Here is a 21,577-nt window from a genome sequence, read left to right as displayed (position 1 = left end):
GCAGCCCCAAAGCCGCAAAACCGATGGTCGAAGTGAAGGGCGCCCGCAAAGCCTATGGTGAGCTGGAAGTACTGAAAGGCATCGACCTTTCGGTGGCGCGCGGCCAGATCGTTGCGATCATCGGTCCGAGTGGTTCCGGCAAGAGCACATTGTTGCGTTCGATCAATCATCTGGAAACGCTGAATGGCGGCGAAGTCTGGCTCGATGGCGTGCAGGTCAACCAGCCGCTGACAGGGCAGGCGTTTGAGAAGCATATCAATGCGGTGCGCCAGCAGATGGGCATGGTGTTCCAGCACTTCAATCTGTTCCCGCATCTGACGGTGCTGGAAAACATCACGCTCGGCCCGATCAAGCTGAAAGGCATGGGCAAGGACGCGGCCCGCACGCTGGCGCTGGAGCTTCTGTCGAAGGTGGGGCTTGCCGACAAGATCGACGTCTATCCTTCGCGGCTGTCGGGCGGTCAGAAGCAGCGCGTGGCCATTGCGCGTGCACTCGCCATGCAGCCCAAGGTGATGCTGTTCGACGAGGCTACTTCGGCGCTCGATCCCGAGCTGGTGGACGAAGTCAATGCCGTCATGAAGCAGCTTGCCGCCGAACATATGACGATGCTGATCGTCACGCACGAAATGCGTTTTGCAGGCGAGGTCGCCGACCGCATCCTGTTCATGGATGGTGGCGTGGTGGTGGAAGAGGGACCGCCGGATCAGATTCTGAGCAATCCGGTGCAGGAGCGTACCCGCTCCTTCCTCAAGAAATATCTGGCTGCGTGAGGTCTCGGCATGAGCGAGAGAAACGTTAACGATTTTCCCGATTTCGGGCTGACCCCGGCACAACGGCGCGAAGCAGTCCTTGGCCACTATTACGAATATCCCGGCATGGACGGGCCGCGCGGCGAAATCTGGTGCTACACCGACGCCTATTCCTATCTGCCGGGCGCGACTGTCCATCTGCAGGTGAGTGCGACCGCCTCGCGTTTCGATATTGAAATCGTGCGGGACGGGGCCGTGGAAACGCCGGTCTTCTCCAAACGCGGGATTGACTGCAAATGGCAGGAAACACCGGCGCAATGTTCGGTTGTCGGTTGTGGCTGGGAGACGACATTCACCTTCAAGACGGATGAAAACTGGCCTTCCGGCGCTTATCGCATCACGCTGAAGGCGCATGGCAATGACGGACAGCCGATCCATTGCCATCACCTTTTCATCCTGCGCCCGGCGGCGGGCCGCAAGCCCGGACGTATCCTGCAGGTCGCCGCGACCGGCACATGGACCGCCTATAATACCTGGGGCGGTTCCAACCATTATCAGGGCATTACCGGGCCGAATGGCGATCAATATGCGACGACGGTGAGTATCGAACGTCCGTTCTGCCGTGGCTTTGTTGTCCTGCCATCCGACGCGCCTCGCGTGCCGCTGGAATTTGTGACGCCGCCTGCCGCACCCCCGCGCTATCCGCATATGGAATGGGCCTATGCCAATGGCTATTCCAAGAAATATACCTCTTCCGGCTGGGCAAGCTATGACAGCCTGTTCTTCCGTTGGGCCGAGCGGGAAGGCTATGCGGTTGATCTCGCCAGCCAGCACGAGTTGCATTTCTCGCCGGAAATCCTCGACGGTTATGATTGCGTGGCCTTTGTCGGTCACGACGAATACTGGACGTGGGAAATGCGCGATGCTGTCGATCATTATGTCGATGGCGGCGGCCGTGCGGCACGTTTTGCGGGCAATTTCATGTGGCAGACCCGGCTTGAGGACAATGGCAAGCGCCAGACCTGCTACAAATATCGCGCCCGCGCCGAAGATCCGGTCTATCGCTCCGCCGATCCGCGCCGCACCAGTGGTTGCTGGGAAGCGACCGAAACCAGACGGCCCGCAGCGGAGACATTCGGGCTCAACGCACTGCGCGGGCTATATGTGGGCTGGGGCGGCTGCGCCCCGCGGGGCGTGCGTGGTTTCCCGGTCTATCGCCCCGAGCATTGGGCCTTTGCTGGCACCGGCATCTATTACGGCGATCTTCTCGGCGCGGATGGTCACGCCTTCGGTTACGAAGTCGACGGGCTCGACTATGTGATCCGGGGCGGATTGCCGGAACCGGAGGAAGGCAGTGGCGCTCCCGATGGATTGCAGATTCTGGCGCTCGGCATGTCGTCTCTGAAGGAGGAGAGTGCGGATATTCCAGCCGACGACCAGTTCCTCTCCGATGCCGATGCCAAATTCGTTGCCGATACGCTAATCGGCGACAATGGGGATGCAGCCGTCGAACGCATCAAGCGCGGCTGCGGCATGATCGTCAACTTCCCGCGCGGCAAGGGCGAGGTTTTCCACGCCGGAAGCTGCGAGTGGGTGGCGGCCCTCAAGCGCGGTGACCGTATGGTCGAGCGTGTGACCGCCAATGTTCTCAACCAATATCTCAAGCGCTGACAGAGTAACGCCATGCTCAACACAAAAGCACTGAACGAACGCCCCGCATCGCATCTTTTCTACCAGTCGCGCCTGCGCAGGCCGCTGGTGGATCGTGCCGAGGGCATCTACATCTGGGATCAGGACGGACGCCGTGTCATCGACGGGTCGAGCGGCGCGATGGTGGTCAATATCGGCCACGGCAATCGCAACGTGCTCGATGCCATGAAAGAGCAGATGGACCGCGTGACCTTCGCCTATCGCCTGCATTTCGAAAATGAACCGGCGGAAGATCTGGCACGCATGGCCGCCGAGCGTATGCCGGAGGGGCTGGACAAGATTTTCTTCGTTTCCGGCGGGTCGGAAGCGGTCGAATCCTGCATCAAGCTCGCCCGCCAATGGGCGGTTGCGACAGGACAGGGCAAACGCTGGAAAGTGATTTCGCGTTTTCCCTCCTATCATGGTGGCACGCTTGGCGCTCTGGCTGTCACCGGCTATGCGGCTTTGAGCGAGCCCTTCGCGCCCATCATGCGCGAAATGCCGAAAGTTCCGGCACCGACCGCCTATCTCGACCGCGACAATCTCACGATGGAACAGCGCGGCCAGAAATATGCCGACATGCTGGAGGAGAAGATTCAGGAAGAAGGCCCCGAAAGCGTGCTCGCTTTCATCATGGAGCCGATCGGCGGGGCGTCCACCGGCGCGCTGGTCGCGCCCGACAGCTATTATCCGCGTATCCGCGAAATCTGCGACCGTTATGGGATCCTGCTGATCCACGACGAGGTGATGAGCGGCGCCGGGCGTACCGGCAAGTTTCTCGGCGGCGACCACTGGAATTGCAAGCCCGACCTCATCGCGCTTTCCAAGGGCTTTGCCTCCGGCTATTGCCCGCTTGGCGCGATGGCGGCACCAGCCCGTATCGTGCAGCCGGTTCTGGATGCAGGCGGCTTCCTACATGGCTTCACCTATGCCGGCAATCCGCTGGCCTGCGCAGCGGGCAAGGCGGTGCTGCAGGAGATTGATCGCCTTGATCTGGTCGGCAACGCTGCCCGTATGGGCGACGCTCTGAAGGGCGAGCTGGAGGGGCTTGCAAAACGCTTTCCCTTCATCGGCGATGTGCGCGGTAAGGGCCTGCTGCTCGCTGCCGAATTCGTGTCCGATCCCGAAACCATGAAACCGCTGCCGAAGGAACTGAACGCTCATCAACGGATGGTCGATCTCGCCTATGAGCGCGGGCTCATCATCTATTCGCGCCGCACGCGCGGTGGTGTCGAGGGCGATCACTTCCTCGTCTGTCCGCCCATGGTCGTGAGCCGCGAACAGGTCGGCGAGATCACCGCCATCCTTGGCGATACGCTGGAGGTTCTGGCGCGTGAGCTCAAACTGCCCGTGAATGCGTAAGGAAACCCGATCATGACCGACAAGAAGAGAACGCGTCGCAAGGTGATCATCACCTGCGCGGTGACAGGTTCCGTGCACACGCCCTCCATGTCGCCGCATCTGCCGGTGACACCGGACGAGATTGCGAGCGAAGCCATCGCGGCGGCGGAAGCGGGTGCATCCATCCTGCATCTTCACGCCCGCGATCCGCGCGACGGCAGGCCCTCCGCCAATCCGGACCTGTTCATGCAGTTCCTGCCGCGCATCAAGCAATCGACGGCGGCGGTGGTCAATATTTCCACGGGCGGTTCATCATTGATGACGCTTGATGATCGGCTGGCTGCACCACTTAAAGCGCAACCGGAAATGTGTTCGCTCAATATGGGCTCGATGAATTTCGCGCTGTTCCCGGCACTCGACAAGCCGCGTGAATGGAAACACGCGTGGGAGCCGGAACTGCTGGAGGCTACCCGTCATTCGATCTTCAAGAACACTTTTGCGGATATGGAAGGCATTCTGACCAGCCTCGGGCAGGGCTGCGGCACGCGCTTCGAGTTTGAATGCTATGATGTCGGTCATCTCTATTCGCTGGCGCATTTCCGCGACCGGGGGCTGGTGTCCGGCCACCTGTTCATCCAGTTCGTCTTCGGCGTGCTGGGCGGCATCGGTGCCGACCCGGACAATCTCATGCATATGAAGCGGATCGCCGACAAACTGTTCGGCGACGACTATTCCTTCTCGGTGCTGGCGGCTGGGCGGCATCAGATTCCGATGATTACCATGGCGGCGGCGATGGGCGGCAATGTGCGTGTCGGGCTGGAAGACAGCCTCTACGACGGGCGCGGCCAGCTTGCCAAGAGTAATGCCGATCAGGTTCGTCGCATCCGCAGCATCCTCGACGGCCTGTCGCTGGAAGTTGCGACGCCCGACGAGGCGCGTGAATATCTGGGCCTCAAAGGTGGAGACAGGGTGAAGTTTTGATGCCGAAGATTGTGTTGGACAGCAAAACAGGCGTCGTGGTCCGGCTGGCGGAACTTGCCGATGCTGAACAGATTCACGCAGCAATCTGCGTGATGGGTGCGGGACTTGGCGCTGCGGGCAAAATCACCAGCACCGTTGAGGATTTCCGCCGCTACGGCTTCGGTCCATACGCGGCTTTTACCAGCCTGATCGCTGAGGTGGACGAGGGTTTTGCCGGGCTCGCTCTGTTCTTCCCGATTTTCTCGACGTGGTACGGCAAACCCGGCGTCTACGTGCAGGACCTTTACGTTGATGAGGCCTTTCGTAGCAAGGGGATCGGCGAGGTGCTTTTGCGCCATGTCGCCTCCTGGTCGATGGCGCGAGGCGGCGTCTATCTGCGGCTGGCCGTGGACCGGGACAATGTCGCAGCGCAGAGATTTTACGAGCGGCTGGGTATCGGCTGGATCGAAGCCGACCGCGATCATGGCGCCTATGGCGATGATTTCGCCCGTCTGGCGCGCATCAATCAATTTAGGGAGCAGTCATGAAAGCCTTTTACGCTGTCGAACAGAAGCGTCACGACCCGAAAGCCTTTCTTTCCAGCGGTGCGCCGCAGCCGAACCCCGAACAGCCGGAGCGTGTTGAGCGTCTGCTCACCGGCGCAAAAGCCGCAGGCTGCGAGATCATCCGTCCGCGAAATCATGGCCTTGGCCCGATTGCAGCCGTGCATACGCCGGAATATCTGGAATTCCTGCAGCATATCTACGCCCGCTGGCGGCGCATTGAGGAGGCTTCGGAAGAGGTAATCCCGAACATCCATCCGCTGGCGCGTGACGGCCGTTATCCCGCATCCGCAGTCGGGCAGGTCGGCTATCACATGGCCGATACGGCTTGCCCGATTGCTGAACATACATGGGAAAGTGTGTGCTGGAGCGCATGGAGCGCGGTCGATGCCGCCGATGCGGTGCTTGCAGGCGAGGTCGCGGCCTATGCGCTCTGCCGTCCACCGGGGCATCATGCCTTTGCCGATGTGGCGGGCGGCTTCTGCTTCGTCAATAACTCGGCTGTCGCGGCCCAGCGCCTGCGTTCGAAAGCCGAGCGCGTGGCGATCCTCGACGTCGATTTGCATCACGGCAACGGCACGCAGGGCATATTCTATGCCCGCCCTGATGTGCTGACCGTCTCGATTCACGCCGATCCGGTGCGCTTCTATCCGTTTTTCTGGGGCCATGCCGATGAGCGCGGCGAGGGCGCGGGGCTTGGCTACAATCTCAACCTGCCGCTGCCGCGCAAATCCGGCGATGCCGAATTCCTGGCGTCACTCGAAACAGCCTTCCGCCGCATTGAAGCCTTTACGCCGGATGCGCTGGTGGTAGCACTTGGCCTCGATCCGTTTGAAGGCGATCCGTTCGGCGGATTGTCGGTTACCACCGGCGGTTTCGGCCGCATTGCAGAAGCAATCGCAAAGCTTCGGCTGCCAACCGTCATCGTGCAGGAAGGCGGCTATCTCTGCGATGCGCTGGGCGATAACCTCACGGCCTTTCTGGGTGGCTATCAGTCGGTGGCGCGATGAGCGGTCTTGTTACCTTTGTTGGCGTCGCGCATCCGTGGATGTGCGATGTTATGGGACACATGAATGTCCGGCATTATGCTGGGATGTTCGATGATGCGAGTTTTCACCTTTTGGGCCACATTGCCGGGAAAATTCCCGATGACGGCTTCGGTTGGGCGGATGTGCGCTCGACAACCGAATACAAGCAGGAAGTTCCAGCCGGGGATCTGCTGACGATCAACTCACACGTGCTGAAAGTCGGGCGCTCGTCGATCACCTTTCGACAGATGATGGTGGGTTCACTGGACGGCGAGTTGCGCGCGCTCAATGAGACAACCACGGTTTATTTCGACAAGATTGCGCGACGTTCGACCGAACTTGAACCGGACATGCGCATCAGGGCCGAAAGGCTGCTTGCGGATTATCCCGCCGGCTGACAGGAAAAATGCAGCACGCTTTTCGTGCAGTCGCATTGAAGGTCACGCAGCAGGCCATCCTTGAGGCCGTACATCCACCCGTGCACGACAATATCCTTGTTCTGCTTCCAGGCTGATTGCAGAACCGGCGTGCGCGACAGGCTTTCCACCTGCGAGGCGACGGTCAGTTCGCAAAGCCTGTTCAGGCGTTCCTCGGGATCGATAAAGCCGTCCAGCTCCTGCGCGTTTGCCTGTGCGATATCGCGAACCGGCTGGAGCCAGTTGTCGATGATGCCGTGGCCATAACCGGCCATGGCGGCGCGTACGCCGCCGCATCCGTAATGGCCGCAGACGATGATGTGTTTGATCTCCAGCACCTCGACGGCGAACTCAAGCACTGACAGCAGGTTGAGATCGGCGCGATGGACGAGGTTGGCGACGTTGCGGTGCACGAAGACTTCCCCCGGTTGTAACCCGGTGACAACATTGGCCGGAACGCGGCTGTCCGAACATCCGATCCAGAGATATTCCGGACGCTGCATTGATGACAGGCGGCTGAAATATTCAGGGTCTTCCTGACGCTTTTCCGCTGCCCATTGCCGGTTGTGTTCGAAGAGGTCTGATAGCATGAACCCGTCTCATCCAGATGATCTTCATTCCCAGACATAGACGGATATAGAAATATAGTAATTGATGTCGATCAAGTAAGAATTGCTTCGGCATGGAAGGAGCGGGACCGATGCCCGCTCCTCTTGTTTTTATGCCGCTGGCTTATCGCTACGACCGATACCGAGCAACTGGTAGAAGACGAGGGCCGCCAGCGTCGATGTCGCAATGCCGCCAAGCGAAAAATCGCCGATCGTCAAAGTGAAGTCGCCCGCGCCGAAGATGAGCGCCACGCCAGCGGTGAACAGGTTGCGGGAATCCGCGAAGTCCACCTTGTTGACGATCCAGATGCGCGCCATTGCCGAGGCGATCAGGCCGAACACCGAAACCGCAAGACCTGCCAGAACCGGGGCGGGGATGGTCTGGAGGATCGCGCCGAATTTCGGCGACATGCCGAGGATCAGTGCCATGACGGCCGCAATGACGAAGATCAGCGTCGAATAAACCTTGGTCATCGCCATGACGCCGATATTTTCGGCATAGGTGGTGACGCCGGTGCCGCCGCCTGAACCGGAAATCATGGTCGCAAGGCCATCACCGAGGAAGCCGCGGCCGATATAGCGATCCATGTTCTGGCCGGTGATCGAACCGAGCGCTTTGATATGGCCGAGATTTTCCGCCACCAGAACGACAGCGACCGGCGCGATGAGGGTGATCGCCTGCCAGTTGAATTCCGGCGTGGTGAAATGCGGCAGGCCGAACCAGGCTGCATTGCTGACGGCGGTGAAATCGATGCCGGGCACGATGCCGAGGCCGTTGCCGAGGATCAGCACCAGCAGATAGCCGAACAGTAGAGCGAAAAGCACCGACAGGCGCTTGGTCCCACGCGGTCCGTAGGCGGCGATCATCCCCATGCAGAGAACGGTGAGCAGCGCGATGGTTATATGCGTGCCGCTTCCCTTCAACTGGCCGACGGCGACCGGTGCGAGGTTGAGGCCGATGGAAACGCCGATGGCGCCGGTGACGACCGGAGGCATAAGCCTTTCGACCCAGCCCGTGCCGATGGCCATGACCACAAGGCCGATAAAGGCATAGAGCGCGCCGCAGGCGATGATGCCGCCGAGCGCGATGGCGATATTGGGATTGGGGCCGGAACCGCTATAGCCGGTTGCGGCAATCACGACCGCGATGAATGCGAAGGACGAACCGAGATAGCTCGGCACACGGCCTGCCGTCAGCACGAAGAACAGAAGCGTGCCAATACCGGAGAAGAAGACGGCCACATTGGGATCGAAACCCATCAAAAGCGGGGCCACGATGGTCGAGCCGGACATTGCGAGAAGATGCTGCACGCCCATTGGTATGGCGGCGGCGGCTGGCAGGCGCTCGTCAGGAAGCACGACGGCGTTTGATGTCAAACGCCAACTTGGAAAATAGCCCATGATGTCCCTCTGGAAAATATTATCCGTTTGTTTCTAACGCGCATCTTTTCCGAAAACCGCTTCGCACTTTTCGGGACGCGCTGTTGCCTTTATCGCCTCATGGCGGCGATTTCCAGAGGGGAACAGCCCAATCGGCAAGCGAGTTGTTGATGAGTGGTCTCAACAGTTTTCAGCCTGTCACCGTCACGTGGCCCTTATCATCCGTCACCGTTCCGATGATGCTGGCAGATGGATAACCGGCGGCGCAGATACTGTTCAAAAGCCTTTCGGCTTCCTCCGGCGCACAGGATACGAGAAGGCCGCCGGATGTCTGCGGGTCAGTCAGCAATTGCTGTTTCCAGAGCGGATAATCGTCCGGAAGCCGCACCTCATGGCCGTAGCTTGCCCAGTTGCGGGTGGAGGCTCCTGTTACAAAGCCGCCTTGCGTGAGGTGCTCGGCCTGCTTGAGAAAAGGCAGCGCAGCATAGTCGAGGCTGATGCCTGCATTCGAACCGCGCGCCATTTCGAGCGCGTGACCGAGAATGCCGAAGCCGGTGACATCGGTGACGGCATGGACGGCGTCATCCTTGCCAAGTTCGGCGCCAACCCGGTTCAGCAAGGTGACGGACGCCATCATTTCATCGTAGCCGGTGCCGTCAAGTTCCTGCTTCTTGAAAGCGGCAGAATAGATGCCGACGCCGATTGCCTTGGTGAGTATCAGCGTGTCTCCGGCGCGCGCGCCGCTGTTTTTGCGCAGGCTCGAAAGCTTGCAGGTGCCGATGACCGCCAGTCCGTAGATCGGTTCCGGCGCGTCGATGGAATGCCCGCCGGCGACTGGAATGCCAGCTTCAGCGCAGATGCTGGAACCACCTTTCAGGATTTCGCGGATCATTTCGGCGGGCATCTTGTTCACCGGCATGCCGAGGATCGCCAGCGCCATGATCGGTGTTCCACCCATGGCATAAACGTCGGATATCGCGTTGGTGGCTGCGATGCGTCCGAAGTCGAACGGATCGTCCACCATCGGCATGAAGAAATCCGTGGTGGCGATCACGCAGTTTTCGTCGTCCAACTGCCAGACGGCGGCGTCATCGCCGGTTTCCGTTCCGACGAGAAGTTGGCTGAAAGGCTGCATGACCGGCTGGTCCGACAGCAAGTCCTGCAAAACGGCCGGAGCAAGCTTGCAGCCGCAGCCGCCGCCATGGGCAAGGGTGCTGAGACGAATAGGCGATGCAATATCCATTCTATTTCCTCAAACTAAATTGTTATCTCGCGCGCAGTCATCGCGTAGCGGAAAGCATCCGCATCGAGACAATCAAGACGGGCGCTGGCGACTTCGGCCTGCGGATACATCAGGAAGCCGAGCTCCGGTCCTTGCGCAGATGGCAAGGCGATATCGCTGCCATCATTGAAGGCGATCCAGTTGCCCTCCCATGAGCCGAAAAGCTTTTGCCGGACGGCCACGACACGCGGATCGTCGGCGGTCAACCCGTCCTTTTCCTCTTCCAGCATCACCTTGCGCACATCCGCCGGATCGGCCGCGACCCAGCCAATGCCGTCGAGATAGATTTCGGCGCGGCAGTGCTGGGCCTTGGTGATGACTTCGTTCTTTGCGCCGAGGCTCTTGTAGCCGAAGGCGGAAGGCGCAACGCGCACGCCATAAAGATCGCGGGCCGGAATTCCCGCCGCCCTGACCAGAGCGACGAACAGCGGATTGATGTCGGCGCATTTGCCGCCGAGATCGCCGGTGTCTAGCATGGCGACGATGTTGCCGTCACCACAGCCGCGCGTCGCGGCGCGCCGGTAGGTGTTGGCGACGACCCAATCATAGATCAGGCGTGCCTTCTCCTCATCGGTGCCCGCATCCGCAACGATCTTGTCGGAGGTTTGTTTGACGATGCCTTCGACGGGCGCAAGGCGCGTCCCGGCCAGATAGCGTTCGCGTTCCGCGTGGGTCAGCGGCACGGCCTTTGCCGAAGCATCAAGGCTGCTTGCACGGTCGCGGGTGGAGATGAAGCTGATGATCTCGGCTTGCGGTTTTGCTTCGTTTGCATCCCATTCGAGATAAAGCATCCCGGCGCCACTGGCCGGATCGCGGTCGAGCCGCGCGATCTTCGCATTTGTCGTCCAGCGATTGCCTTCGGGACGGTTCCAGTCGTCGCCATTGAACCCGGCCATCGGAACCCAGACGCGGACAACTTCTCCCGAAGCGGCAGGCTTGACGCTGGTGGTGATCTCGAAGCTGCGCCAGCCGGATGGCTGTGGCGCAAATGTATTGCTGGCCGCAGATGCAAAATTCGGCAGCATGCTGAAGGCGGCGCAAGCCGCACCGGATTTAAGAAGTTCCCGACGGTTCATGACGATCCCCTTTTTTGCTTTGAATGATTGTTTTGCGATTGCGCGGAAAAAATCGCTCTCCCGCTTTCAGGGCGGACAGCGAAAGGAATGCGGCGATTGCAGGAAATCTGGATGCGGCTTTTCGTGATCGAAAGAAGCCTGAGCTGAGGGCCACACAACACCATCGCATCGGGTCAAGGAAGCCGACACGAGGCAAGAGCCACTCAAAATTCAGGCCCCGAAACTCGGGAGCAACGAAAGAAGCCACGACGTCAGTCTGGCGGTTTTACACTGGAACGTCAATCAGCCGGTGCGCTTTCAAGTCATTCCTGTTGTAAGGATCATGTATTAATATATGACTATAAAAGTCATGTTATTGATAAATGCACCGTATTGTTAATTTTTTTAGCCTGCGGTTCGGTTGACAACTTGGTTTTATTGCGGTGAACTGATGTCAGGCAAGTCCAATTTAAAGAAGAATATGCTTTGGCATTTTTCTTCCGACGATCAGGGAGGTGCAGCGCAATGAATGTGGAGCTCTCACGCCGCCAGTTTCTGGGCGGAACGGGGGCGGTAGTGGCGGCTTCGGCGCTTGGGTCCTTCGGTTTTGGTGCGGTGGAAAGCGCCTATGCCGAATCCATTCGCCCCTTCAAGCTGACCAACACGACCGAAACCCGAAATACCTGTCCTTACTGCTCGGTCGCCTGCGGCGTCATCCTTTATTCCAAGGGCGACGTCAGGAAGAACGAGAAGGCCGAGCTGATCCATGTCGAAGGCGATACGGATCACCCGACCAATCGCGGCACGCTTTGCCCGAAGGGCGCGGCACTGAAGGATTTCGTCAAGGCGAAGACCCGTCTGCAATATCCGCAGGTGCGCGAGCCGGGTTCGTCCGAGTTCAAGCAGATTTCCTGGGAAGATGCGCTCGATCGCATCGCGCGGCATCTGAAAGACGACCGCGATGCCAACTTCATCGCGAAGAACGAGGCGGGCACGACGGTCAACCGCTGGACCTCGACGGGTTTCCTCGCAGCTTCGGCGACCACCAACGAAACGGCGTTTCTCACCTACAAGGTGGTGCGCAGCACAGGCATAGTAGCATTCGATAACCAGGCACGCGTCTGACACGGCCCGACGGTGGCGAGTCTCGCCCCAACATTTGGCCGCGGAGCAATGACCAACTCCTGGACCGATATCAAGAACACCGATCTCGTCGTCGTCATGGGCGGCAATGCTGCGGAAGCGCATCCGTGCGGCTTCAAATGGGTGACGGAAGCCAAGGCCAATCGCGGCGCCAAGCTGATCGTCGTCGATCCGCGTTTCACGCGCACGGCGTCTGTGGCGGATTTCTACGCGCCTATCCGGCAGGGATCGGATATCGCCTTCCTGCTCGGCGTCATCAACTACTGCATCCAGAATGATAAGGTGCAGTGGGATTATGTGAAGCATTTCACCAATGCCAGCTACATCATCAAGGATGGCTTCGAATACAAGGACGGGCTGTTTACCGGCTATGACGAGGAAAAGCGGGATTACGACCGTTCGAGCTGGGATTATGTGATCGGCGATGACGGCTATGCGGTCGTCGACGATACGTTGCAGAACCCCCGCTGCGTCTGGAATCTCTTGAAGCAGCACGTTTCGATCTTCACGCCGGAAATGGTTGAACGCATCTGCGGTACGCCGAAGGAGAAATTCCTGAAGGTGGCCGAGATGATGTCCGAATGCTCGGCTCCGACCAAGACGATGACGTCGATGTATGCGCTCGGCTGGACGCAGCATTCCAAGGGGTCGCAGAATATTCGCTGCATGGCGATGCTGCAGCTCATCCTCGGCAATATCGGCGTGCGTGGTGGCGGCATGAATGCGCTGCGCGGTCACTCCAACATTCAGGGACTGACCGATATTGGCCTGATGTCCAATCTTCTGCCGGGCTATATGAATATCCCGGTCGAAAAGGAAACCGATCTCGAAATCTATATGTCGACACGCGGCTTCAAGCCGCTGCGCCCGAACCAGACAAGCTATTGGCAGAACTATCGCAAGTTCTTCGTCAGTTTCCAGAAGGCGATGTGGGGCAGTGCCGCGACCGTCGAAAACGACTTCGTCTATGACTGGCTGCCGAAGCTCGACGTGCCGAATTACGACATGCTTCGCATCTTCGACATGATGTATGAGGGCAAGGTCAACGGCTATGTCTGTCAGGGGTTCAACCCGCTGATGGCTGTGCCGAACCGCAAGAAGCTGACCGACGCTTTGTCGAAGCTCAAATTCCTCGTGACGATGGATCCGCTGGAAACGGAAACCTCGCGTTTCTGGGAAAATCACGGTGAATATAACGACGTGGATTCGGCTTCCATCCAGACGGAAGTGTTCCAGCTCCCATCCACCTGCTTCGCAGAGGATGAGGGTTCGCTCACCAATTCCGGGCGCTGGCTGCAATGGCACTGGCCTGGTGCTACGCCGCCCGGCGACGCGAAGACCGACAACTGGATTATGGCGCAGATATATTTGCGGCTGAAGGGGCTTTATAGCAAGGAAGGCGGGGCCTTCCCCGATCCGATCCTCAATCTTGTCTGGGATTATAAGGACGAAGGCGAGCCGACGGCGGAAGAACTGGCCAAGGAACTGAACGGTCGTGCCCTTGGCACGGTGACCGATCCAACTGATCCGACCAAGGTCGTTGCCGAGGCTGGCAAGCTTCTGTCCGGCTTCGCGGCACTGCGCGACGATGGTTCGACGGCATCGGGCTGCTGGATCTATTCCGGCTGCTTCACCGAGGCTGGCAACAATATGGCCCGCCGCGACAATCACGATCCGGATGAGAGCGGCGCCTATCTCAACTGGTCGTGGGCATGGCCTGCAAATCGTCGCATTCTCTATAACCGCGCCTCTGCCGACCTCAACGGCAAGCCGTGGGACCCGAGCCGCAAGCTCATCGAATGGGACGGTTCGAAATGGACGGGCTATGACGTGCCGGATATTGCGCCGACCGCCAAGCCGAACGAGGTTGGTCCGTTCATCATGAATGCGGAAGGCTCCTCGCGCCTGTTCTGCCGCGGCATGATGCGCGATGGTCCGTTCCCGGCCCATTACGAGCCGTTTGAATCGCCGCTCGCCAATGTGATCGCACCGAAAATCCGGGGTAATCCGGTGGCGCGCGTTTTCAACGACGACTTCAAGCAGTTTGCGGAAACGGCCTCGGAGGAGTTCCCCTATGCGGCGACCTCCTACCGCCTGACCGAGCATTTCCACTACTGGACGAAGCACGTCACGGTGAATGCCGTTCTGCAGCCCGAGTTCTTCGTGGAAATCTCCGAAGAGCTGGCGAAGGAAAAGGGCATTGCCAAGGGTGACTGGGTGCGGGTGTGGTCGAAGCGCGGTTCGGTCAAGGCCAAGGCCGTGGTGACCAAGCGCATCAAGCCGCTCATCTGCGACGGCAAGACGGTGCATGTGGTCGGCATCCCTCTCCATTGGGGCTTCATGGGTGCTGCCCGCAAGGGCTTCGGCCCGAACTCGCTGACACCGTTTGTCGGCGACGCGAATATCGAGACGCCTGAATTCAAGGCGTTTCTGGTCAATATAGAGCGCTCAAGCGCGCCTGTAGCTTAGGAGGGATTAGAGATGTTTCCACCCGTTCCCAATCCTAGCGTTCAGCCGCAACAGCCGCGTTTCGGTGATAAGGACCTGATCAGGCGGTCGGCGTCGAATGTGACGCCGCCTGCAGAGCGCCAGACCGAGGTGGCGAAGCTTATTGATGTGTCGAAATGTATCGGCTGCAAGGCCTGCCAGTCAGCCTGCGCCGAATGGAACGACACGCATGAAGAAGTTGGTATCAATGTGGGTGTCTATGACAATCCGCATGACCTGACGCCGAATACTTTCACGCTGATGCGCTTTACCGAGTGGGATAATCCCGATACCGGCAATCTGGAATGGCTTATCCGCAAGGATGGCTGCATGCATTGCGAAGACCCCGGCTGTCTCAAAGCCTGTCCGGCGCCGGGCGCAATTGTGCAATATTCCAATGGCATCGTCGATTTCATCCATGATGAATGCATCGGCTGCGGCTATTGCATCAAGGGATGCCCGTTCAACATTCCGCGCGTTTCGGAAGTGACTCATAAGGCCTACAAGTGCACGCTCTGTTCCGACCGCATCGCGGTTGGACAAGGACCGGCCTGTGCCAAGGCCTGCCCGACACAGGCCATCGTCTACGGCACCAAGGACGAGATGAAGGAATGGGCCGAGGGTCGCATCAAGGATTTGAAATCGCGCGGCTTTGAAAATGCGGGGCTTTACGACCCGCCGGGCGTCAGCGGCACGCATGTCATGTATGTGCTGCATCATGCCGACAAGCCCGAAATCTACGCCAATCTGCCGAACAATCCGCGCATCAGCCCGGTTGTCGAGGCGTGGAAAGGCATGACCAAATATGCGGGCATGGCCGCAATGGGGCTGGCTGCCGCAGCAGGTCTGCTGCATTATGTCTTCAAGGGTCCGAACGTCGTGACAGAGCATGACGAGGAACAGGCCGAAAAGCTCACGGGAGAGAAAAGCTCATGAGCAAGACCGACTTTGACGATGTTGAACGCGGCGACGGGATAGAACCCGGCAAGCCGGTCAGGGTGCACCGCTATTCAGGCGGCGCGCGTTTCAATCACTGGATCACCGCCATCAGCCTCGTGCTGCTGGCCTTGTCGGGCCTTGCGATGTTCCACCCCTGGCTGTTTTTCCTGTCAGGTCTGTTTGGCGGCGGACAATGGACACGCGCCATCCACCCGTGGATCGGCGTGGTGTTGTTCTTCAGCTTCCTTGGGCTTTTCGTGCGTTTCTGGAGTGCCAATCTGTGGAAGCGCGAAGACAGCCAATGGCTGGCACAGGCCAATGACGTGATCGCTGGCCATGAGGAAAAACTGCCCGAAGTCGGCAAATATAATGCAGGTCAGAAGCTTGTTTTCTGGTCCATGTCGCTGCTGATTATCATTCTGATCGTTTCCGGCGTGATGATCTGGAACGAATATTTCGGTTCCTTCACCAGCATCAACCAGCAGCGCTGGGCCCTGCTTGTCCATTCCATGGCGGCGGTGGCGGCGATCTGCGTCTGGATCGTGCATGTCTATGCCGCGATCTGGGTCAAGGGCACAATCCATGCGATGACACGCGGCACGGTTACTGGCGGCTGGGCATGGCGACATCACCGCAAATGGTTGCGCGAACTGACATCGAAGCAGAAAGTGAAACAGGGCGGCAGCAAGCCTGCCGCCTAGAGCGCATCCCGAAAAGTGTGAAACGGTTTTCGGAACAAGATGCGCGAAAAAACAAAAAGATAGAGCATTTCCAATGATTCAATCAAGACAGGAAATGCTCTAGAACTTCGCACTGGCGGGTTGTAATTTCCGTTGGTCGCCTCAGAATGACAGTATTCAGTGGTCCACGTGGCCCGTTGGGTTCGTGAGGAGTGACATGGCAGGCAAGAAAGATCTGGTGCCGGACCCGACGGTCATCGGCGAAATATCGGCCCCACCCTTCGTTCAATTGCCGGACCCCGGCGCGCTTTTTGCCAAAAGAGCAGAGCGTCTGCGCCTTCTGGGCTCGGTCAGTCCACTGAAGCCCTATCTGGAATTTATCGCCGATCTGAGCGAGGCACAGTCTGAAATTGCCACTGGTCTCGGTCCTGTCGCCGCGCGGCAGGGCGATGAACGGGGGCGGGAATTCGGCATGCCGTCTGTCGATCGTGCGGATGCCATATCGGAAGAGGCGCTCGATACCATCTTCGATCGGCTCTTTGAGCGTGCTCGCAATATTGCCAAGCCGCAGGATGCAGCCGATGCGCTGGAGCGTGTGGCGAGTAGTGATGCGGGTGAGCGTCGCCGGATGATCGAGGCAATCTTCGCCGGTGTCCTGCCGCCGGACGCGATTGCCGAACATATCTATGTCTGGGCGGGCCTGCAGCTCTATTTCACGCGGCTCGCATCGGCGCTTGACCCGAAGTCGCTGAAGCCCGTTGCCGATGGCGTCTGCCCGACTTGCGGCAGCATACCGTCAAGCTCGATGGTCGTAGGCTGGCACGGTGCGCATGGCGCACGCTTCTGCTCCTGTTCCGTCTGCAACACGCTCTGGCATTATGTGCGGGTCAAATGCGTGTGCTGCGGCTCCACAAAGGGCATCGGCTACAAGGAAGTCGAGGAAGGCGGCGGCATCATCAAGGCCGAAACCTGCGACGAATGCCAGCGCTGGGTCAAGATCATCTATCAGCAACTATCAGCGGATGCCGATCCGATGACCGACGATATTGCAAGCCTCGGTCTCGATATATTGATGCGCGAGACGCCTTACGGGCGAGGCGGCTTCTCCCCGCTTCTTGCCGGACTGTGAGGCAGCATGGACCAGATCAAGACCTCGCTGCGTCACCTTCCATCCGTGGATTCCATCCTGCAAATGCCGGAGCTTTCCGGGGCATTGGAGAGCTTCGGCCACGCATCGGTGACGGAGGCCGTGCGGAAGGCGCTGGACGATGAACGCGAGGCGGTGAAATCCGGCACCCCGCTTTCAAGCAACACGCAATTGGCTGAACGGGTTCTCCATTTGCTTGAAGCGTCGGGGCAATCGAGCCTGCGCCCGCTGTTCAATCTGACGGGAACCGTTCTACACACCAATCTGGGGCGCGCTATTCTTGCCGAAGCCGCAATCGAGGCCGCTACGCAAGCCATGCGGCAGGCGGTTTCGCTTGAATTCGACCTGTCATCGGGCGGGCGCGGCGAGCGGGATGACCATCTGCGCGCACTTGTCTGCGAACTGACCGGGGCGGAAGACGCCACCGTCGTCAACAACAATGCCGCTGCCGTGCTTCTGGTACTGAACAGCCTTGCCTCGGGCAAGGAAGCCATTGTATCGCGCGGCGAACTGATTGAGATCGGCGGCGCGTTCCGTATGCCGGACATCATGACCCGCGCCGGGACACGGCTTGTCGAAGTGGGCACCACCAACCGCACTCATCCGCGTGATTACGACAATGCAATCAACCCTGATACGGGGCTGGTGTTGAAGGTCCACACCTCCAACTACCGGATCGAAGGTTTTACGCGGGAAGTCACGGCACCGGAACTGGCCACAATCGCGCAAGCCAAGGGCGTGCCGCTGGTCAATGATCTTGGCTCCGGCACGCTTGCCGATCTGACTTCTTTCGGCCTCGCACACGAGCCGACAGTACGCGAAGCGGTCGCCGAAGGTGCGGATATCGTCACCTTTTCCGGCGACAAGCTTCTTGGTGGGCCGCAAGCGGGATTCATCGTCGGGCGGCGCGATCTGATTGCCCGCATCAACAAGAACCCGATGAAGCGCGCCTTGCGGGTCGACAAGATCCGGCTCGCAGCACTTGAAGCGACGCTGAAACTCTATCGCAATCCAGAACGGCTTGCCGAAAAGCTGCCGACCATTCGCACTCTGGCGCGTCCGCAGGCTGAAATTGCCGCACAGGCAGAACGGCTCAAGCCGGAGCTGGAGAAAATACTCGGCCCGACTTTTATCGTGACGGTGACAGATTGCGCCAGCCAGATCGGCTCTGGTGCATTGCCGCTCTCGACCGTTCCAAGTGCTGGATTGTCGATTGTGCCGAAGGACGGCAGCGGCTCCGCGCTGACAGCACTTGCCGGTTCATTGCGTGCACTGCCCCTGCCGGTCATCGGGCGGATCGAAAAGGGCGCATTCGTGCTCGATATGCGCTGCCTTGATGACGAGAATAGTTTTGTTCGGAACCTGTCATCCTATGCGGCTCGCTGATTTTTTCGCCCGCAAACCGAAGCCGGATACGACAGCGCAAGCGCTGGAGAAGGCGCTTGTCGCTGCAAAGGCGGGTGACTATGCAACTGCACTCTCCATATGGGAGCCGCTGGCACGTGCAGGCAATGCGCGCGCCCAGAACAATATCGGCGCCTGTTTTGCAGGCGGCATGGGCGTTGAGAAAAATGTCGGTCTTGCGCAGCGCTGGCTGGCTTTGTCTGCTGCGGCTGGCGATGCTTCCGGCCAGCGCAATCTCGCCTCACTGCTGTTCAAGGGCGAAGACATTGAAGCCGACTATCCGGAAGCGGCAAGGCTGTACCGGCTTGCCGCAGAACAGGGCGATCCACAGGCGCAGGACATGCTGAGCTGGATGCTCATGGAAGGCGAGGCAATCTCCGCCGATCCCGTCGAGGCACGCGAGTGGGCGCAGAAAGCAGCGGAAGGCGGCGTTGCGAGCGCCATGACCCGGCTTGGCATGATCTATCATAATGCTCTCGGCGTGCCGCGTGATCCGTCTCAGGCCGTACACTGGTGGCGGAAGGCGTCCGCCGCGGGCGACGCGGATGGGGAAGCCATGCTTGGTGCCGCGCTGCATCTTGGCATGGGCGTGGAACGCGACCCGGTGGCGGCTTACGAATGTCTCATGCGCGCCGAGGCGGGCGGCAGTGCGCTTGCCACCCCCTTCATCGAGGCAGCGCGCAATGCGCTGAATGAAAAGCCATGATTGTCGGAACGGCGGGGCACATCGATCACGGCAAGACCTCGCTGGTGCGCGCACTCACGCAAGTCGATACGGACCGGCTGAAAGAGGAAAAGGCGCGGGGCATTTCCATCGACCTCGGCTTTGCCTATCTGCCCTTGTCCGGCGACGAAAAGGAAATACTCGGCTTTGTCGACGTGCCGGGGCACGAAAAATTCGTGCACACGATGCTGGCCGGTGCGGCGAGCATCGATTTTGTGATGCTGGTTGTCGCTGCCGATGACGGGATCATGCCGCAGACGCGTGAACATCTGGCAATCGTCAACCTGCTTGGCATCCGGCGCGGTATAGCTGTCATCACCAAATCCGACCTTGTCGAGCTTGATCGTCTTGCCGAAGTGGAAGCCGCGATCTGCAATGAACTGGCGCCGACCGGACTTGCCGAAACTCCCGTGCTGTCGGTCTCCACCGTGTCGGGTGCCGGGATCAACGATCTTAAAACCATACTGGAAACCGAAGCCCATGCCTTCGGTGAGCGGCGGGCAAATGGTCGCTTTCGTCTTGCCGTGGATCGCTCCTTTACGATCAAGGGCGCGGGCACGGTCGTTACCGGCACGGTACTGTCCGGCAAGGTTGCTATTGGCGACCATCTGGTCATCAGTCCGTCGGGCAAGGAAGCGCGTGTTCGCACCATTCACGCGCAGAACAGGCTAAGCGAAACCGCGCAGGCGGGTGATCGCTGCGCGCTTAATCTGGCAGGCGATGGCATATCGAAAGAGGCCGTACATCGCGGCGATATGCTGGTGTCACCCGGCCTTCATCGCCCGACGGACCGCATCGACGCATCGTTGCAAATCCTGTCATCTGAGAAAAAGCCGATCAGTCAATGGTTCCCGGTTCGCCTGCATCATGCCGCAACTGAGGTCGGTGCGCGCATCGTGCTTTTGCGGGATGAAGAACTTCGACCGGGCACTGAAGACCGGGTGCAACTGGTGCTGGATCGTCCTGTTACGGCTGCGGCAGGAGATCGTTTCGTCATCCGGGATGTTTCTGCGCAGCGCACCATCGGCGGTGGACGTTTTCTCGATCTGCGCCCGCCCCAACGCAAGCGCCGCAGCCCGGAACGCATGGCGCAGCTCGACGCCTATTCCATTGACGACCCGGTGGAAGCGACACGGGCACTGCTGTCTGTCGAGCCTTGTTTTCTTGATGCAACTGCATTCTTGTGCGACCGCGCGCTGCCGGATGATCCGCAAGGTCTGGCGCAAGTGCTCAATGCTGCGATGCTCCGCCAAGCAAATTCGGTGCTCTTGCTGCTGCCAGGGCGATGGGATGCGTTGCGCGACGATATTCTGGCGCGGCTCGGCACTTTCCACGAAGAAAATCCAGACCTGATCGGCATGGGTGTAGAGCGGCTGAGGTTGCTGTTGAAGCCGCGCCTGCCAGCACCAGCCTTTCGCGCGGCCATCGCCGCTCTGGTCGAGGCCGACCTGCTGAGGCTGGACGGTGCCTGGCTTCGCCTCCGCGATCATGAAGTGACGATGAACGATGCCGACGAAACGCTCTGGCAACGCATCGCGCCGCTGCTTGACGGTGAGGCTCGTTTTCGTCCGCCGCGCGTGCGCGATATTGCGGGTCTGCTTGATGAACGGGAGGAAGATATTCGCCGCCTGCTCAAGCTTTCAGGGCGCATGGGCCGGGTGCATGAAGTGGCGCACGACCATTTTTTCCTGCGGGCGACAATTGCCGAAATGATCGGAATCCTGTCGGATATGGATGCGGCATTCGATAGTGGTTGGTTCATTGCGGCGCGGTTTCGCGACCGGGTGGATAGCGGTCGCAAGGTGGCGATCCAGATACTGGAATTCTTCGACCGCAACAGCGTCACGATAAGGCGCGGAGACATGCGCCGCCTGAACCGCCGCAAGCTGGACTTGTTCGGTGACTTCACACAAGGGGAGACACTGTCGTAGGTAGTAGAAGGAAGAAAGATATTGATACCGTCTGGGTAGCGATTAATTCTT

At 59.5% G+C, this 21,577-nt stretch carries 18 protein-coding genes; 14 read left to right on the top strand and 4 right to left on the bottom strand.

Annotated features, from left to right (window positions below; translation table 11 throughout):
• Nucleotides 1-23 precede the first annotated feature (23 nt).
• From ACYSN1_RS13615 to ACYSN1_RS13585, 7 genes are read left to right on the top strand one after another with little or no spacing between them, the layout of a single operon-like run.
• On the top strand, nt 24-770 hold the full coding sequence (locus ACYSN1_RS13615) for an amino acid ABC transporter ATP-binding protein (RefSeq protein WP_140021019.1): 747 nt from the start codon (nt 24-26) through the stop codon (nt 768-770).
• A 9-nt stretch (nt 771-779) separates the two neighbouring features.
• Complete coding sequence (locus ACYSN1_RS13610) at nt 780-2,420, top strand: N,N-dimethylformamidase beta subunit family domain-containing protein (protein WP_461726168.1); 1,641 nt, start codon at nt 780-782, stop codon at nt 2,418-2,420.
• A gap of 12 nt (nt 2,421-2,432) precedes the next feature.
• The gene (locus ACYSN1_RS13605; RefSeq protein WP_461726167.1) at nt 2,433-3,800 is read left to right on the top strand and encodes an aminotransferase family protein; all 1,368 of its coding nucleotides are present in this window, start codon (nt 2,433-2,435) and stop codon (nt 3,798-3,800) included.
• Between the two features lie 12 nt (nt 3,801-3,812).
• On the top strand, nt 3,813-4,760 hold the full coding sequence (locus tag ACYSN1_RS13600) for a beta-keto acid cleavage family enzyme (RefSeq protein WP_461726166.1): 948 nt from the start codon (nt 3,813-3,815) through the stop codon (nt 4,758-4,760).
• A complete protein-coding gene (locus ACYSN1_RS13595; protein ID WP_461726165.1) occupies nt 4,760-5,287 on the top strand; it encodes a GNAT family N-acetyltransferase in 528 nt (175 codons plus the stop codon). The genes ACYSN1_RS13600 and ACYSN1_RS13595 overlap by 1 nt, the downstream gene beginning before the upstream one ends.
• Nucleotides 5,284-6,312 (top strand): histone deacetylase family protein, encoded by a 1,029-nt coding sequence (locus ACYSN1_RS13590; protein WP_461726164.1) that lies wholly within the window; start codon nt 5,284-5,286, stop codon nt 6,310-6,312. The genes ACYSN1_RS13595 and ACYSN1_RS13590 overlap by 4 nt, the downstream gene beginning before the upstream one ends.
• Complete coding sequence (locus ACYSN1_RS13585) at nt 6,309-6,728, top strand: acyl-CoA thioesterase (RefSeq protein ID WP_461726163.1); 420 nt, start codon at nt 6,309-6,311, stop codon at nt 6,726-6,728. The genes ACYSN1_RS13590 and ACYSN1_RS13585 overlap by 4 nt, the downstream gene beginning before the upstream one ends.
• Here ACYSN1_RS13585 and can read toward each other — a convergent pair.
• The 4 genes from can to ACYSN1_RS13565 all read right to left on the bottom strand — a co-directional run bounded on the left by can (nt 6,713) and on the right by ACYSN1_RS13565 (nt 11,092).
• The gene (can, locus tag ACYSN1_RS13580) at nt 6,713-7,336 is read right to left on the bottom strand and encodes a carbonate dehydratase (RefSeq protein WP_461726162.1); all 624 of its coding nucleotides are present in this window, start codon (nt 7,334-7,336) and stop codon (nt 6,713-6,715) included. The genes ACYSN1_RS13585 and can overlap by 16 nt on opposite strands.
• Nucleotides 7,337-7,465: 129 nt before the next feature.
• On the bottom strand, nt 7,466-8,755 hold the full coding sequence (locus ACYSN1_RS13575; RefSeq protein ID WP_461726161.1) for a solute carrier family 23 protein: 1,290 nt from the start codon (nt 8,753-8,755) through the stop codon (nt 7,466-7,468).
• A gap of 169 nt (nt 8,756-8,924) precedes the next feature.
• Nucleotides 8,925-9,977 carry a selenide, water dikinase SelD gene (gene selD / locus ACYSN1_RS13570; RefSeq protein WP_461726160.1) on the bottom strand — a complete coding sequence of 351 codons (1,053 nt, stop codon included), beginning with the start codon at nt 9,975-9,977 and terminating at the stop codon, nt 8,925-8,927.
• A gap of 14 nt (nt 9,978-9,991) precedes the next feature.
• The gene (locus tag ACYSN1_RS13565) at nt 9,992-11,092 is read right to left on the bottom strand and encodes a transglutaminase-like domain-containing protein (protein ID WP_461726159.1); all 1,101 of its coding nucleotides are present in this window, start codon (nt 11,090-11,092) and stop codon (nt 9,992-9,994) included.
• Nucleotides 11,093-11,596: 504 nt separating this feature from the next.
• Between ACYSN1_RS13565 and fdnG the strand changes: the two genes are divergently transcribed.
• The 7 genes from fdnG (at nt 11,597) to selB (ending at nt 21,526) form a co-directional block, all read left to right on the top strand.
• Nucleotides 11,597-14,683: a formate dehydrogenase-N subunit alpha gene (fdnG, locus tag ACYSN1_RS13560; protein ID WP_461726158.1), complete on the top strand. Its 3,087-nt coding sequence runs from the start codon at nt 11,597-11,599 to the stop codon at nt 14,681-14,683.
• Nucleotides 14,684-14,695: 12 nt separating this feature from the next.
• Entirely contained in the window at nt 14,696-15,637 is a 942-nt protein-coding gene (fdxH, locus tag ACYSN1_RS13555; protein WP_461726157.1) for a formate dehydrogenase subunit beta, read from the top strand.
• Complete coding sequence (locus ACYSN1_RS13550) at nt 15,634-16,341, top strand: formate dehydrogenase subunit gamma (protein ID WP_109988098.1); 708 nt, start codon at nt 15,634-15,636, stop codon at nt 16,339-16,341. The genes fdxH and ACYSN1_RS13550 overlap by 4 nt, the downstream gene beginning before the upstream one ends.
• A gap of 196 nt (nt 16,342-16,537) precedes the next feature.
• Complete coding sequence (fdhE, locus tag ACYSN1_RS13545) at nt 16,538-17,449, top strand: formate dehydrogenase accessory protein FdhE (protein ID WP_461726156.1); 912 nt, start codon at nt 16,538-16,540, stop codon at nt 17,447-17,449.
• Between the two features lie 6 nt (nt 17,450-17,455).
• The gene (gene selA, locus ACYSN1_RS13540) at nt 17,456-18,853 is read left to right on the top strand and encodes an L-seryl-tRNA(Sec) selenium transferase (protein WP_461726155.1); all 1,398 of its coding nucleotides are present in this window, start codon (nt 17,456-17,458) and stop codon (nt 18,851-18,853) included.
• Nucleotides 18,840-19,577 (top strand): tetratricopeptide repeat protein, encoded by a 738-nt coding sequence (locus tag ACYSN1_RS13535; RefSeq protein ID WP_461726154.1) that lies wholly within the window; start codon nt 18,840-18,842, stop codon nt 19,575-19,577. Before selA ends, ACYSN1_RS13535 begins: the two co-directional genes overlap by 14 nt.
• Nucleotides 19,574-21,526 carry a selenocysteine-specific translation elongation factor gene (gene selB, locus ACYSN1_RS13530; protein ID WP_461726153.1) on the top strand — a complete coding sequence of 651 codons (1,953 nt, stop codon included), beginning with the start codon at nt 19,574-19,576 and terminating at the stop codon, nt 21,524-21,526. Before ACYSN1_RS13535 ends, selB begins: the two co-directional genes overlap by 4 nt.
• The last annotated feature ends 51 nt before the right edge of the window (nt 21,527-21,577 follow it).

The organism is Brucella sp. LJL56 (assembly GCF_054871705.1).
This window is presented reverse-complemented; position numbering and strand designations above follow the sequence as displayed.

Bases quoted from the DNA above. Each gene is read 5' to 3' on its own strand.
- ACYSN1_RS13615 (WP_140021019.1), top strand. From the start codon at position 24: ATGGTCGAAGTGAAGGGCGCCCGCAAAGCCTATGGTGAGCTGGAAGTA.
- ACYSN1_RS13610 (WP_461726168.1), top strand. From the start codon at position 780: ATGAGCGAGAGAAACGTTAACGATTTTCCCGATTTCGGGCTGACCCCG.
- ACYSN1_RS13605 (WP_461726167.1), top strand. From the start codon at position 2,433: ATGCTCAACACAAAAGCACTGAACGAACGCCCCGCATCGCATCTTTTC.
- ACYSN1_RS13600 (WP_461726166.1), top strand. From the start codon at position 3,813: ATGACCGACAAGAAGAGAACGCGTCGCAAGGTGATCATCACCTGCGCG.
- ACYSN1_RS13595 (WP_461726165.1), top strand. From the start codon at position 4,760: ATGCCGAAGATTGTGTTGGACAGCAAAACAGGCGTCGTGGTCCGGCTG.
- ACYSN1_RS13590 (WP_461726164.1), top strand. From the start codon at position 5,284: ATGAAAGCCTTTTACGCTGTCGAACAGAAGCGTCACGACCCGAAAGCC.
- ACYSN1_RS13585 (WP_461726163.1), top strand. From the start codon at position 6,309: ATGAGCGGTCTTGTTACCTTTGTTGGCGTCGCGCATCCGTGGATGTGC.
- can (WP_461726162.1), bottom strand. From the start codon at position 7,336: ATGCTATCAGACCTCTTCGAACACAACCGGCAATGGGCAGCGGAAAAG.
- ACYSN1_RS13575 (WP_461726161.1), bottom strand. From the start codon at position 8,755: ATGGGCTATTTTCCAAGTTGGCGTTTGACATCAAACGCCGTCGTGCTT.
- selD (WP_461726160.1), bottom strand. From the start codon at position 9,977: ATGGATATTGCATCGCCTATTCGTCTCAGCACCCTTGCCCATGGCGGC.
- ACYSN1_RS13565 (WP_461726159.1), bottom strand. From the start codon at position 11,092: ATGAACCGTCGGGAACTTCTTAAATCCGGTGCGGCTTGCGCCGCCTTC.
- fdxH (WP_461726157.1), top strand. From the start codon at position 14,696: ATGTTTCCACCCGTTCCCAATCCTAGCGTTCAGCCGCAACAGCCGCGT.
- ACYSN1_RS13550 (WP_109988098.1), top strand. From the start codon at position 15,634: ATGAGCAAGACCGACTTTGACGATGTTGAACGCGGCGACGGGATAGAA.
- fdhE (WP_461726156.1), top strand. From the start codon at position 16,538: ATGGCAGGCAAGAAAGATCTGGTGCCGGACCCGACGGTCATCGGCGAA.
- selA (WP_461726155.1), top strand. From the start codon at position 17,456: ATGGACCAGATCAAGACCTCGCTGCGTCACCTTCCATCCGTGGATTCC.
- ACYSN1_RS13535 (WP_461726154.1), top strand. From the start codon at position 18,840: ATGCGGCTCGCTGATTTTTTCGCCCGCAAACCGAAGCCGGATACGACA.
- selB (WP_461726153.1), top strand. From the start codon at position 19,574: ATGATTGTCGGAACGGCGGGGCACATCGATCACGGCAAGACCTCGCTG.